The sequence below is a fragment of the Synechococcus sp. NOUM97013 genome (assembly GCF_014279815.1).
In the GTDB taxonomy this organism is placed as follows: domain Bacteria; phylum Cyanobacteriota; class Cyanobacteriia; order PCC-6307; family Cyanobiaceae; genus Synechococcus_C.
The window spans coordinates 202,955-214,564 of sequence record NZ_CP047941.1 but is presented as its reverse complement, the minus strand read 5'-3'; the positions used below and the strand labels follow the sequence as shown (position 1 = coordinate 214,564).

Here is an 11,610-nt window from a genome sequence, read left to right as displayed (position 1 = left end):
GAATTAAGCTGAAACCAAGAATGTGCAAGCTATGAAGACATCAATCATCATTCCTTGCTACAACGAAAAAAATGCCATTCGCGAGACGATCGAATGCATTGACTCGGTGATTCGTGAATCGAAGCTCAACGACATTGAGATTATTGCCGTGAACGATGGATCCACCGATGGATCTGAGCATGTTCTGAACGCCCTGGCTTCTGAAAGCGAGAACGGCAATCTGCTCGTAGTGCATCACAAGCGCAATCAGGGCTACGGAGCCGCCCTTAAAACAGGCATCCGAAGAAGCCAGAGTGATTACATCTGCATCACCGACGCAGATGGCACCTACCCCAACGAGCGGATTCCTGACCTGATCGTACAGATCACCAGCAAAGATCTCGACATGGTGGTGGGCGCTCGAATCGGCCCCAACGTTGATTACTCCAAGATCCGCTCCATCCCCAAGATGATTCTGGTGCCATGGGTGTCTTTTCTTTGCGGCACCGACGTCCCTGACATGAACTCAGGCCTAAGAATTTTCAGACGCGATCGGTCACTCGATTTCCTCAAACTGCTACCGGACGGTTTCAGCTTTACAACCACCATCACCATCTGCTTACTACGCAACCGCTACGCCGTTGAATTCACGCCGATCAGCTACGCCAAACGCATCGGCAAAAGCCACATTAAGCCAATCCGCGACACACTCCGATTCACACAACTCATTCTACGCACGGGGATGTATTTCGCCCCACTACGGCTTCTTTCTCCGCTGATCGTTAGCCTCGCAGCCCTTTTCACGGCGAGTGGACTTTATGACTTAACCGTGCTGAACAACCTCACGGACAAAACAGTCCTGCTTGGCTTTGCAAGCCTAAATGTGTTTATGTTTGCGCTTCTTGCCGACATGATCGACAAGCGATCGAGGTAAGGATCATTCAGCACGAAACTAGCTTCACACCAACCTGATGAACGCCAATCGCCCTGGCCTAATTCGTCCATCAAGCCTTGCAAAACCGTCCACAACCAACATGGACAGACAGACAAGCGAAGCCGGGATAAATGGAGTTGAATAACGCGGAAGAAAATGGCTTAAAAAGCTGTAGAACATAAAGAATGATACCGGAACGATCGAAACCATCAACCAGGAAGGCTTCCGCTCGATCCATGCCAGCAAAGGTGCCAATAACAAGGCGGAATACGCTGCAGCATTCAAGACAATGTAGTTCCATACCCTCTCACGAAAACCCCAGAAGCCTCGCCAGCCAATTGGAAAAGTCGTGACCAGTACTTTCAGGGGGTGGCGGCGGAATTCCTGCATCGCGAAATCTTTTTTCTTATCACCCCTCAGCGCCAAGGCTCGAGGAATGGCGCGCTTACCACGCTGATAAAACGACTGAACATCGTCGTAGCGCTTGTCCTCCAGAGCCTGTCGGTCGCACTCAAGATTCCGCGTATACACCGATAACCTGCCCTCACAGGAAAAGTCGTCTTCCGAGAGCCCCATCCATGGACCCAGGAAGTCACGGCGTAAATCTCTGGGCGCATAGGCATAGAAAGCATCACCAAATTGCTGCCGATTCATCTGATTAAAAGTCGAGCGAATCAACAGCACATCACCCCCTCCCTGAGCAATCACAGGCTTAGAAAAATAAAGTTGATTCCGCACTAACCAGGGCGTCACAGTGATCAAAAACCCAAACGAGATTGCCAGAAACGAAATCCAGTAGCGCTTGCTGAACCCCGCGATGGCAAAGGCGATCAGCGGCAAAACAAGCAAGGCCACATAGGCACCTGTCGCTTTCGTCAAAGCCAGCAATCCAAAGGCCACGCCGGAAACCAACAGCCATTGCCAAGACCTCCAACGCGATGCCATCAACAACACGACACCCAGCCAAACCAGCACCATGCCAGCAATCAACTCTGTACTCATTCCATTGACCGCCTTGAGCACAAAGAAACGGTTGACCGCGACGATCTGGATCACAGCCAGCCCATGGGCAGCCAGCAAGGGAGTAAACACCAGTTGCGACGTCAACCAAAGACCCCCAAAAAGAGCGGCAGCCCAAACAAGATTGATCTGTTTAATGAAGACCAGAAAGGCATCTGTGAAAGGTTGTCCCGTTTGATCGAGCAAACCAGGAGACCAAAGATCAACCAACCTCAGATAAAACGCCAACAAGAAGTTGGGCAGAGGCTCGCGTCGAAAACCGGGAGTGACATCCGGCGAAATCGCCTGATTGCTGTAAATCCCATACTTCGCCAGATTGACACTGGAGCGAACATTCTGAGAGGCATCACCACCTAACGAACTGGCGCTGATGGCATGAAAATCCTGGATCAACATCCAAAGGATCAACAACACAACAGCTGCTGCTGCAACAGTGGTCAGACGTCGGAGTTGCGTCGATGCCATGCCGATCTCAGACGGAAGAATCTGCCAAACGACGTGCTTCCTCTAACTGTTCTGGCGTATCGACGGAGAGGGATGTTCCTTCCACGCTGAAGGTGGCGATCGTGTGCCCCGCTTCAATCAAACGCAGTTGCTCCAACCGCTCCAGATCTTCCAGCGGTGACGCGGGCAACTGATCCCAACCGGCAAGCACGTCTCCCCGGAAGCCATACATCCCCACATGCCCCCAATAGGGAGCGTGTTCATGCCAGTCCTTCGGATCCACATCGCGCACATGGGGAATGGCGGAACGGGAGAAATACAGAGCTCTGCCGTCACGGGCCAGCAATGTTTTCACCACCGCTGGGTTGTGAATGGTGGCCGCAGACAGTCGATACACAGGCGTCACCACCGCCGGCACCGGATCCCGCTTGCCGAACTCCGACACCATCTGGGTCACCACAGCGGAATCCAGAAACGGCTGATCTCCCTGCACATTGATCACGGCGGTGCTCAGCAACCGTTGCTGCCGTTGTGCGGCATCCCAGGCATCCGCTGCCTCTCCCCAGGCCAACGCCACCAGTTGATCGGCCACAGAGGCAATGCGCTCACTGCCGGAACTGCAGGTCTCGGCCGTCATCAACACGGGAAAGCCCCAAGCCGATGCCAGCTCCAGCAAGCGTTCACTGTCGGTGCACAGCACCACAGACGCCGGCCCTTCAGCCTCAGCACAGCGATTCAACACACGTTGAATCATGGGCTGACCGCCGATGTCGGCCAGAACCTTGTCGGGCAGCCGTGATGAGGCCAGGCGCGCAGGCACAGCCACCACAGAACGCTGAATCGCCGATGGCTGAGGGGTCGAAGCGGTCATGCGTGTCAATCCCAGAGCTTCATGGCGTCATCGCGGGCGCCGAACCATTCAGCAGCCAGCACCCCTCCCATGGTGCGCTGCTCACGGAACCAGGGTCCCCCCAGAGTCCAGTGCAGCAACGGCGGACCGCCCTCCTCTGCTGATGCCGTCGGGGCATCCTGCACGTCAACCAGATGATTCCAACCGGCATCCAAGGCACCAATTTCATGGTCGCCTTCAAGCCAGTGGAAGCGGTGCAACTCCAACCCGGTGGCCGTGTTCACGTAGTCGACCGTGAGCTTGCTGCAGCGATTGCAATTGAGCAGCATCAAGGAGCTCCAGTTCTTCTTGGGATAGGCGCTCTGCACTTCCCCCAGAAATTTCACCGTTTCACCGGGCACATGCTCGTGCTGAACGCACATCGCCCCATAGCGGTCATCCCGCTGCTGCCACAGCAGGTTGATATCTCCTCGGCAGAGCATGTCGCAGTCCATGAACAGCGCCCAGCCCTCGTAACCCATCAGATGGGGCACGAGGAAACGTGTGAACGAGAAGGCTGTGCTCTGCTTCGGATCACGTTCACGGCGATACAGCCCCTGGGCTTCTAATTGAGGCGTCACCAGCGGGGTGATCGCCAAGGGCGCACTACTGTGCTGATAAAGGCTGTCAATCAGCACATTGGTTGCGGCCCGCTCCCGTGGGTCGTAGCCGATGAAAATCGGAATCGGACTCACAGTCACCACGGCGTCACCTCTGCTGGAGCGCAGATTACGGCCAGTTCAGACATCAGCCTTAAGCTTTCGCCCCAAAGCAGTCACAGCATGAGCGCGCGACAGGTCTCCCTGGGATCGATCTCCTTCGCCAATGACGCTCCCTTCGTGTTGATCGGTGGCGTCAATGTGCTGGAATCGCGCCAGTTTGCTCTGGATGCCGCTGGGCATTACAGCGACGTCTGCAAGCGGCTCAACATCCCGCTGGTGTTCAAGGCCTCCTTCGACAAGGCCAATCGCTCATCGATTCATTCCTATCGCGGGCCAGGACTGGACGAGGGCCTAACGATCCTGCAAGCGGTGAAAGACACCTACAACATTCCGGTGATCACCGATGTGCACACACCGGAGCAAGCTGCACCAGCGGCAGCCGTCTGCGACATCATTCAATTGCCTGCCTTTCTTGCCCGTCAAACCGATCTGGTGGAAGCGATGGCGCGCACAGGCTCGGTGATCAATATCAAAAAACCGCAGTTTCTGAGTCCATCTCAGATGCGCAATGTGGTGGAGAAATTCCGGGAATGCGGCAACGATCAACTGCTGATCTGTGAGCGGGGCAGCAACTTCGGCTACGACAACCTGGTGGTGGACATGCTGGGCTTCGGCGTCATGAAGCGCTGCTGTGATCAGCTGCCGCTGATCTTCGATGTCACCCACGCGCTTCAGTGTCGTGACCCCGGGGGAGCCGCATCAGGCGGTCGTCGCAGCCAAGTGGTGGATCTGGCGCGGGCCGGCATGGCCGTCGGCCTGGCGGGACTGTTCCTTGAATCACATCCCGATCCGGATCAGGCGCGCTGCGATGGTCCGAGCGCACTGCCGCTGGATGCGTTGGAGCCCTTCCTGACGCAGTTAAAGGCCGTGGACACCTTGGTGAAGTCACTGCCGGCGCTGAACATTCAATGATTGGGCATCAAACCTCAATCGTCCGAATACACCAACCTGCGGTTCAAACGCGCCACCCACGGCAGCAGCAGAGCCATCTGGGCCAGCCCAGCGGGCTGATACAACCAGGCGCCGTCGTAGCGAATCGATGCCCCTCGCTTGGCATCAAAACGCATGCGATTTCCCGAGAGGATGTGGCTGCTTGAGTGCTGCGCAGGCTCCAGCATCTTGCGATCAAACGGGACCTCCAACCAGTCGCAGAGTCGCTGCAGACTTCTCTCCGGATCGAGGGCCAACTGCTCATAACCCAGGCGATAGATCGGCCGGCCACTGGCTTGCAGCCTGTATCCCTGGCGTGCATTCACCCGGCACCAACGCAACAGCGGCTTCAGACCTGGCAACCACTGGCCACGACGCTGGCCATCACGGGAGCGGGAATGCACCCAACTGCGCACATCACGGGTGAGATGCACGATGCGAATGTCCAGTTCAGGGTCATCGAGTAACGGCAACACCATGTCGTCCTGATAGGAATCCACCGCCCACTGCGCCTCTGGGTGGATGCGCTGCACGGCGTCCAGCAGCCGCAGGGTCTTCTCGGCCAGAGGGCGGTCGTCATGGCCTGGGAGCCACTCCAACAGCGGACCCCACACGGGGCACTCGGCCGCCACGGCGCCACAGGTGCAACGGCGCTCAAAGCGCAGACCATGGCGCAGCTGAGCAGGTCCGCGGTGTTCTTCTCCCGCGTCAGGCCGTTCCAAAATTCGGGCGGCTTCTCCAAGGCCCACGAGCAGAGGATGTGCTCCTAAAGCCATATCCAGAATCGTAGTGCCGCTGTGGCCGAGGCCCCTGATCAGCAGAAGCCTGCGCCTGGCCGGCGAAGCATCCCTCATCACGACCGTTCCCTGCGGTGTGCCTGACGGTCGCCGATGACCTGACGCAGCAGCTGCTCAACCTGCCGGAGGTGATGCTCGATGGTGAACCGCTCCTGAATGCGCCGGCGCCCGCAGTCTCCCAGACGTGCCGCCAGATCCGGCTCCATCAGCAGACGTGCCATCGCCCGCGCCATGGCGGCTTCGTCACCTTCCTCCACCAGCAGCCCTGTCTGTCCCTCCAGCACCACCTCAGGGATACCGGCATGACGGGTTGCCACCACCGGCAGACCACTGAGTTGGGCTTCCATCACCGCCACAGGATTGCCCTCGCTGTCACCATCCGGGGCCACCATCGAGTGCTGCACGAACCCCCGCACCTCGCGCATCAGCTGAGCCACCCGGTCCTGGGAACGCACGCCCAGGAATCGCACCTGCTCCTGGAGGCCAAGCGCCACCACCAACGACCGTGCAGAGGCCAGCAGCGGGCCCTCTCCCACCATCCACAGCTCGGGCTGCAGCCTGGCCACAGCGGGCTCACGGCAGAGCAAAGCAAAGGCTCGCAGCGTCTGCAGCGGGCCCTTCTTGGCCACAAAACGACCCACCGCCAACAGCACCGGTGGCGCCGCGGCCGGGTCGCTGCCCTGAAACAAAGCGGCATTAGCCCCGGAGGGACTGATCAGCAGGCGATCCGCCGGTGCGCCCAGCGCCAAAAGGGTGTCGGCCATCGGTCTGGATTTAACGATCACGCCGGCGGCCATCGCCAGCAGACGCCGGTAACGCCCCTTCAGCAGACCCAAGCGACTCTCAGCCGAGGCATCGGAACCGCGGAAATGCACCACCAGGGGCACGCCGGACCAGGCGCAAGCCTCCATCACCCGCACCGCTTCAAAACCGAACTCCACCATCACCACATCCGGTTGATGGCGACGGATCAGGGCCAAAGCCACGCAGGCTGCCGGCAACCCTGCCAAACGCAGCCAATGCAGACGCGTGAACAGCTTGCTGAACAGGATCGAACTGCCGTAGGCCAGGCGCCAGGGGTATTTCAGCGGTCGTTCGTCACCGAAGTAGGCCGTCAAGGTCAACGACAACCCACTGAGATTGGCGCGAATGAAGGTTTCACTGGCGGCGCGGGCTGTGGGGGCCAGCACCAGCACCCGCTCACGGCCGTCGCTGCGACCGGAAACAACTCGGCTCATGGCTGCGCTGGCAGGGCCAGCACCGAACGCCAGTGGGGCTCCACCACATCCCAGTCGAGTGCGCGCAGGGTGGTGCGGGCCGCATCGCCGTAGCGATCGCGCAGATCGCCATCGCGCATCAGCTGCTGCAGAGCCATCGCGAACGCGCTCACGTCGTCACAGGGCACCACCAGCCCCTGCCGGCCATCAGTCACCATCTCCAGCGGACCAGGGGAAGCATCACTCACCACCGATGGCAGCCCTGCGGCCATGGCCTCAAGCAAGGCATTGGGCATGCCTTCAAAGCGCGATGGAAGCGCAAAGATCGAAGCGCGGCGCATGAACACCAAGGGATCCGAGCGGAACCCCTCGAAGCGAATCGAATCCCCGAGCCCCGCACCGCTAGCTAGTACTTCCAGCGCCTGGCGCTCCGGTCCATCGCCGACCAGGGTGACGTGCCAACCCTCCCGAACCGACGGCGGCAGAGACGCGAAGGCACGAATCAATACATCCAGGCCCTTCTGGCGCACCAGACGAGCCACCGCCAGCACCTCCAGCTGGCGCTGAACAGGCGATGGCTGGGAATCCTGCAAACTCAATCCACCCGGTAGGGGATTGGGCAACAGCGCCAACCGTTGCCATGGCCCCATCTCTTGCAGGGCTTCGAGCACACCCTCGGTGTTTGCGGTCACCACCTCGGCACGGCGGTAGTAAACGCAGCGAAGACGACTCCACAAACGATCGAGCTGCTGCAGGCGGGGGTCATTGCGCTCCGACACCACCAGATGGATGGGCAGATCCCAAACCGCCGCCGAGCAGAGGATGTTGGTTTTGGTGAGCAGGGCCAACACCCGCTTGGGCCGCTGCTGCTGCAACAGCTCGCGCAAACGCCGGTAGCGCAGGCCGCCGATGCCCTGCATGCACCAGCCCAGCAGGCGAGTCACCCATGCATCGGAACCAGGCTGGACTTTCGGCTCACACCAGCGCCAGGTGAGCTGGAGACCACGCAACACCAGGGCCATCGTGGCTCGGATCAGAAACCGCCGGAGCTTGATGCACTGGGCGATGGTGAAGCGACGGCCGCGGGCCAACAGCGAACGATTCCAGCCGTCCTGCAACCAGGGATGAAGACTGAAGTCATCATCGGGCCCCAGATCAAACAGCTCCACGCCCTCGGGGATCGCGTGCTTGATCGGATGCCCATGGCGCAGCGACAGCACCCGCACCTTGAACCCCTGAGCTGCGAAATGCTCCGCAGCAAGCAGACCCACTTTCTGGGCACCGCCAGCGCCGATGTGGGGCAGCACAACCCAGAGATCATCCATGGCGCAACGGGCGCAACGCCTCTAGAAAATCACGCCGTAGGCGTTCCGGCGCATATCGCTCCCGCACCGTTGCAGCGCGAGCACCCAGCTGGCGGCGGTAGTCCGGATCAATCAACAAGGTCTCGATCGCGTCCACCCAGGCCTCGGTTGTGGCCTGGGGCGGCAGCAACAGACCGTTCTCGCCATGGCGAATCAGATCGGACGGCCCCGTGAGGCAGTCGCTGGCAATGCAGGCACACCCGGCCGCCATCGCCTCCAGCAGCACATTGGGGAATCCCTCGTAGCGTGATGGCAACACAAACACCGTGGCCCGCGCATACCAGCGGGCCATGCTGCCGCTCACTCCCGGCAACAGCAACCGCTGCTGCAGATCAGGGCTGTCAACGAGAGCCGAGCGCAGCTCAGCCTGCTGATCACGACCGTGATAACGACCCGGCGCGAGTCCCAGCAAGGCCAGATGCAGGTTGGGAGAACGCCGCCCCAGCTCAGCGAACACCGGCATCAAACGGTCAAAGCCTTTCTGATGCGCCTTCGTTCCCGCCGCAAGGATCAGGGGATGGTCGGCTGCCAGCCAGTCCTCGGGCAACACCACGGGCTCCCGGTCCGGCAATGGCCAGCTGACTGGGTTGGGCAGCAACCGCTGGCGCGTCACCGCGCAGTGGTCACGCAGCCAGACCCCCGCGGGCACGGTCTGAACCAGATGCAGATCGGCCCTGGGATAGGTGAAGCGCCGCAACCATCGCCAGGGCAGAGATGGAGGCTTGGCCGGCGGGTAGTTTCGTTCAGAGACCACGGTGCTCAACGGCAGTCCTGCACTGGCCAGCAGCAGTTTCACCGCGGGCAGGGTGGTCACACCCACCACCACGTCACTGCGGTAACGACGCAACAGCTGGCGCAAGGCCAGCAGCCGAAAGGGGAAAGCAAACCAGCCCAGCCGCTCCAGGGGCGGCGACAGCCGGGGCTCCACCCAACGTTCCACCCCTTCCGGAACGGGGTACGCATCACGCTGCGGTCCCTGCCGCGTGATCACCAACACCTGCCAGCCTTCCTCACGGCACCAGCCGGCCCAGCGCAGCAACACCCGCTCGGCGCCACCGAGCTTGAGCGAATCAATGGTGAACACCACCCGCAACGCGGCCATCAGCGCGACCCGAGCGATTGCAGAAAGCGCTCGGCCTTCTCGGAACGTTCGCGGCGCAGATCCGGAAAATACACCAGCAGAACGGGGTCCACCAACTGCTGCATGGACGGCCGCGCGCTGGCGTCTGATGCCGGCCAGCGACAGGCCTGAAGCATGGCCACCACGGCATCGGCGAACCAACGGTGATCTTCGTGGGTTTCGCCCGAAATCACGTCGAAGCGGTCGGAATGGCAGGCATTGCGCAGACGCTCCATCTCAGCGACCACGGCATCGAAACGCTGCGGATCGTCGGCATGCCAGGCCATCACCGCGGCAATGGTGAGACTGCGCATGATGTTGCGGGTCATGCGCGTGGCTGTGGTGAGATCGATGGCGAACGGGTCGTAGCGCCGGGCGCTGTCCAGCAGTTCGCGGGAGGCCCGCTCCAGCGCCGCGGTGTCCTTCAAGGCCATCAAGGCCCGAAGACGCGTGAGTTGTGCGGAGATCAGCAGCTTGGCCCGGTTCTCCCGGTTGGGCTTGAGGCAGCGATAGGTGTCGGGATCCGCCTCCAGCTCCGCCAGGATCGCTGCGAGCCCATCCACACCGCGGCGCAACGCCGCCCCATCCTTCGCATCGATGGCCCGATAAGTGCGCACCACCCGGCAGTAGCCGGCGTAATGCATCGGCAAGGCCGTACTGGACGCCAGCGCATCGAACATCGCCAACTGATCGATGCGACTACCCGGTCGAGACCCGCGGCGGAACAGCAGCTGGTGCAGGATTTCGGCTTCACCGTCTTGCTGCCAGACCCGCTCAATCAGGCGACAGCCCTCGCGGTTGTCACCCTGGGCCAATCGGCGCCGGGCCAGATCACTCAGCAGGGTGATGTTGGAGGGCTCCCGCTCCAGCCAGCGACGCAGCCAACGTTCAGCCCTGGCCGGTTGACCCAGCCGCTCCAACACGCCCAACAGAGCGAGGCGCAGCTGGGCTGAAACGTGGGGCCGACTCCACTGGGTGCGGATGTGGTGGTAGCGGGGCGCCTGGGGAGCCAAGGGCTCATCCGGCATCAGGCCGTGATCACTGAGGCAGTCGAGCATGGCCTGCGTGCGCGTCCGATAGGTGTGGCGCTGGGCACGGGCAAGCCGGCGCTCCAGGGCCGGCCCCTCTCCAGCTAAGGCCTGCTGAATCGCCGCTTCAAAGGCAGACACCGCAGGCTCACAAAGCAGTGCCACATCCCCCTGATCACGCAAGGAGGGGATCGCCGTGGCCACCACCGGACGACCGGCCGCCAGGTACTCGAAGAATTTCATCGGGTACATGTGACGGGTGTAGTCGTTGATCTGCAGCGGCAACAAGGCCACATCCGCATGGGCGAGATAGGCCGGGAGGCTGGCGTAGGGCCTGGGGCCCAGCAGATGCACATGCGGGAAGCGCTTCCAGCTGCTCACATCGGTGCTGGGATCGGTCTCCCCCACCGGACCGATGAACAGATAGGTGCAGTGAGGGGTGCGCTCCATCAAGGCCTCGAGCATGACGAGATCGAGCTTGTAGGCATCAATCGCACCGATGAAGATGAGCACTGGCCCCTCGGTGGCGGGCCAATCCGCCGGTCGGGGCAGATCGGCTTGCAGGGCCTGACCGAAATGGGTCGCGTCCGCCACGTTGCCGAAGCCATGGCTGCCGGCATTCAGCGGCCCGAGCGACGCCTGAAGCTGCGGCGACGTGGTGAACAAGGCATTGGCGACGGAGCAGAGATCACGCTCCGCCGCCTCCAGAGCCTGCACGGGCATGCCCGGCTGAGCCTGAATGCGATCCACGCAGCAATACACCACGGCATGGAACCGGCTCAGGCGCAGATAGGCGCGGGTCTGGGGATTGAACGTCCAGAGCAGCGGACGGCGCAGGTCCAGCAGCCAATCGGCTACCAACAGGCTGAGATTGAGACTCCAGCGGTTGAGAAATCCAGCCCAGCCGCGGGTCTGGCCCGGCAGCACCAGAGGCGACAGCACCCACACCCCTGGCCTCACCTTGCGCGGACCACGCAATCCCCGACGCAATCGCCTCAGGATGCGGCCCGAGTCGGAACGATCCACACGGGGACCGCGGACCCCCAGGGAATCCACATACAGCACCCGATGGCCCAACTCAGCCAGCGCGCAGGCCACATGCTGCTTGTTGGTCCAGAGCGGATGATCCCAGTCTGAGGTGGCCAGAAGAACGATGTCGGCCATGG

The 11,610-nt window shown here is 61.2% G+C and carries 10 protein-coding genes; 2 read left to right on the top strand and 8 right to left on the bottom strand.

Annotation, left to right across the window (positions count from 1 at the left end):
• The first annotated feature begins 31 nt into the window (after positions 1-31).
• The gene (locus tag SynNOUM97013_RS01005; RefSeq protein ID WP_186481338.1) at positions 32-913 is read left to right on the top strand and encodes a glycosyltransferase family 2 protein; all 882 of its coding nucleotides are present in this window, start codon (positions 32-34) and stop codon (positions 911-913) included.
• Between the two features lie 24 nt (positions 914-937).
• Here the strand turns inward: SynNOUM97013_RS01005 and SynNOUM97013_RS01000 are convergent, their stop codons facing one another.
• Genes SynNOUM97013_RS01000 through SynNOUM97013_RS00990 form a run of 3 tightly spaced genes read right to left on the bottom strand, consistent with a single transcriptional unit; the run spans position 938 to position 3,970 of the window.
• Positions 938-2,398 carry a hypothetical protein gene (locus tag SynNOUM97013_RS01000; RefSeq protein ID WP_186480416.1) on the bottom strand — a complete coding sequence of 487 codons (1,461 nt, stop codon included), beginning with the start codon at positions 2,396-2,398 and terminating at the stop codon, positions 938-940.
• A gap of 7 nt (positions 2,399-2,405) precedes the next feature.
• Positions 2,406-3,248, bottom strand: coding sequence for a manno-octulosonate cytidylyltransferase (locus SynNOUM97013_RS00995; RefSeq protein WP_186480415.1), 843 nt, complete (start codon positions 3,246-3,248; stop codon positions 2,406-2,408).
• A 5-nt stretch (positions 3,249-3,253) separates the two neighbouring features.
• Entirely contained in the window at positions 3,254-3,970 is a 717-nt protein-coding gene (locus SynNOUM97013_RS00990) for a hypothetical protein (RefSeq protein WP_186480414.1), read from the bottom strand.
• A 78-nt stretch (positions 3,971-4,048) separates the two neighbouring features.
• Between SynNOUM97013_RS00990 and kdsA the strand changes: the two genes are divergently transcribed.
• The gene (gene kdsA / locus SynNOUM97013_RS00985) at positions 4,049-4,900 is read left to right on the top strand and encodes a 3-deoxy-8-phosphooctulonate synthase (RefSeq protein WP_186480413.1); all 852 of its coding nucleotides are present in this window, start codon (positions 4,049-4,051) and stop codon (positions 4,898-4,900) included.
• Between the two features lie 14 nt (positions 4,901-4,914).
• On the opposite strand, the gene SynNOUM97013_RS00980 is transcribed toward kdsA, so the two are convergent.
• Genes SynNOUM97013_RS00980 through SynNOUM97013_RS00960 form a run of 5 tightly spaced genes read right to left on the bottom strand, consistent with a single transcriptional unit; the run spans position 4,915 to position 11,608 of the window.
• On the bottom strand, positions 4,915-5,772 hold the full coding sequence (locus tag SynNOUM97013_RS00980; protein ID WP_186480412.1) for a sulfotransferase: 858 nt from the start codon (positions 5,770-5,772) through the stop codon (positions 4,915-4,917).
• Positions 5,772-6,953, bottom strand: coding sequence for a glycosyltransferase (locus SynNOUM97013_RS00975; protein WP_186480411.1), 1,182 nt, complete (start codon positions 6,951-6,953; stop codon positions 5,772-5,774). Before SynNOUM97013_RS00975 ends, SynNOUM97013_RS00980 begins: the two co-directional genes overlap by 1 nt.
• On the bottom strand, positions 6,950-8,257 hold the full coding sequence (locus SynNOUM97013_RS00970) for a glycosyltransferase (RefSeq protein WP_186480410.1): 1,308 nt from the start codon (positions 8,255-8,257) through the stop codon (positions 6,950-6,952). The genes SynNOUM97013_RS00975 and SynNOUM97013_RS00970 overlap by 4 nt, the downstream gene beginning before the upstream one ends.
• The gene (locus SynNOUM97013_RS00965) at positions 8,250-9,398 is read right to left on the bottom strand and encodes a glycosyltransferase (protein WP_186480409.1); all 1,149 of its coding nucleotides are present in this window, start codon (positions 9,396-9,398) and stop codon (positions 8,250-8,252) included. Before SynNOUM97013_RS00965 ends, SynNOUM97013_RS00970 begins: the two co-directional genes overlap by 8 nt.
• Entirely contained in the window at positions 9,398-11,608 is a 2,211-nt protein-coding gene (locus SynNOUM97013_RS00960) for a glycosyltransferase (protein WP_186480408.1), read from the bottom strand. The genes SynNOUM97013_RS00965 and SynNOUM97013_RS00960 overlap by 1 nt, the downstream gene beginning before the upstream one ends.
• Positions 11,609-11,610: the final 2 nt, after the last annotated feature.

Bases quoted from the DNA above. Each gene is read 5' to 3' on its own strand.
- SynNOUM97013_RS00995 (WP_186480415.1), bottom strand. From the start codon at position 3,248: ATGACCGCTTCGACCCCTCAGCCATCGGCGATTCAGCGTTCTGTGGTG.
- SynNOUM97013_RS00975 (WP_186480411.1), bottom strand. From the start codon at position 6,953: ATGAGCCGAGTTGTTTCCGGTCGCAGCGACGGCCGTGAGCGGGTGCTG.
- SynNOUM97013_RS00980 (WP_186480412.1), bottom strand. From the start codon at position 5,772: ATGAGGGATGCTTCGCCGGCCAGGCGCAGGCTTCTGCTGATCAGGGGC.
- kdsA (WP_186480413.1), top strand. From the start codon at position 4,049: ATGAGCGCGCGACAGGTCTCCCTGGGATCGATCTCCTTCGCCAATGAC.
- SynNOUM97013_RS00970 (WP_186480410.1), bottom strand. From the start codon at position 8,257: ATGGATGATCTCTGGGTTGTGCTGCCCCACATCGGCGCTGGCGGTGCC.
- SynNOUM97013_RS00960 (WP_186480408.1), bottom strand. From the start codon at position 11,608: ATGGCCGACATCGTTCTTCTGGCCACCTCAGACTGGGATCATCCGCTC.
- SynNOUM97013_RS01000 (WP_186480416.1), bottom strand. From the start codon at position 2,398: ATGGCATCGACGCAACTCCGACGTCTGACCACTGTTGCAGCAGCAGCT.
- SynNOUM97013_RS01005 (WP_186481338.1), top strand. From the start codon at position 32: ATGAAGACATCAATCATCATTCCTTGCTACAACGAAAAAAATGCCATT.
- SynNOUM97013_RS00965 (WP_186480409.1), bottom strand. From the start codon at position 9,398: ATGGCCGCGTTGCGGGTGGTGTTCACCATTGATTCGCTCAAGCTCGGT.